Below are 1,085 nucleotides of genomic sequence, written 5' to 3'. Positions count from 1 at the left end.
TCTTGCAAAAATCCAAAGCACCCCACCCCAACCCTCCCCTCCCGCGGGGAGGGAGCAAGATTATTCTTGTTTCTCCCCTTAATAAGGGGGGACTAAGGGGGGTAAATTTGACTTTTGCAAGAGGTCTTTTGAACACAACACCAATCCTTGTCCTATGAAAACCATAGACAAAAGTCAATTAACAGCTCAATTACTAGAATTTTTGCGACTTGTCGAGCTTGAAGGCGAAGAAATTTTAGTGATGGATGGGAATAAGCCAGTTGTGAGAATTTGTCAGTATGAAAAGTCTGTTTCAACTGAAGAATTATTTAAGGATATGCGGGGGAAAGTAAAATATTTTGAAGATTTAACTACGCCAACAACTGAAGAATGGCAGGAAGTATGACAGTTGTCCTTGATACCTGCGCTCTCATCTGGTGGAGTTTAGATCCAGAGGAACTTTCTCAATCGGCAAAAGATGCTTGTCAGCAGATGGAACAAGAAAAAAATGGTTTAGTTCCATAAACGGCAATCTGGGAAATAGGTATCAAGATCAAAAATCATAAGTTAGATTTAGGAGTAAGTATTGATGACTATATCGCTACTTTAAAAAAGTCTAATGTTATTCGGATCGTTCCAATTGATGAGGACATTTGGCTAGAAAGTGTCAAATTAGAATGGGAACACCGAGATCCAGCAGATAGAGTGGTTGTAGCAGTTGCCAAAAGAAGTCAATCGATTTTAGATTTTAGATTTTAGATTTTAGATTGACCCCACGGATAAATGCGGGGGCTTGAGGATTTTCGATTTGAGATTTTGGATTGATTCCACGGATAAATCAAGTGGCGGGTACCATCAAGAAATTCTTGGTCAAGCTGCTATTATTACAGCCGATCAAAAAATAGCTAGTTTCTACTCTTTAGTAATTTGGTAAATTGAATGTGCCAGGTATCGGAAACGTATAACTGGCGTGGTTTCGTGGTTTTTGCCTTTGTAATAAATCTTTATGAAACCCTGAAACCCTTAGATGTTACACTCTACAAGTCTCGACGCGAGAGAAGAGAGATTCCCTCCTCCACACACACCCCCCCCACACACTCCCAACC

3 protein-coding genes are annotated in these 1,085 nt (G+C 40.3%); all 3 read left to right on the top strand.

All coding sequences use genetic code 11. The annotated features are described in order from the left end of the window. Positions 1–154 precede the first annotated feature (154 nt). From AACV78_RS21665 to AACV78_RS21655, 3 genes are read left to right on the top strand one after another with little or no spacing between them, the layout of a single operon-like run. Complete coding sequence (locus AACV78_RS21665; RefSeq protein WP_194013166.1) at positions 155–385, top strand: type II toxin-antitoxin system Phd/YefM family antitoxin; 231 nt, start codon at positions 155–157, stop codon at positions 383–385. Beyond that, positions 382–504: a PIN domain-containing protein gene (locus AACV78_RS21660; protein ID WP_255513067.1), complete on the top strand. Its 123-nt coding sequence runs from the start codon at positions 382–384 to the stop codon at positions 502–504. Before AACV78_RS21665 ends, AACV78_RS21660 begins: the two co-directional genes overlap by 4 nt. A gap of 6 nt (positions 505–510) precedes the next feature. Beyond that, entirely contained in the window at positions 511–738 is a 228-nt protein-coding gene (locus tag AACV78_RS21655; protein WP_339383755.1) for a type II toxin-antitoxin system VapC family toxin, read from the top strand. Positions 739–1,085 lie beyond the last annotated feature (347 nt).

Origin of the sequence: Tychonema sp. LEGE 07196 (genome assembly GCF_963890365.1) — a bacterium.
GTDB lineage: Bacteria > Cyanobacteriota > Cyanobacteriia > Cyanobacteriales > Microcoleaceae > Microcoleus.
This window is presented reverse-complemented; position numbering and strand designations above follow the sequence as displayed.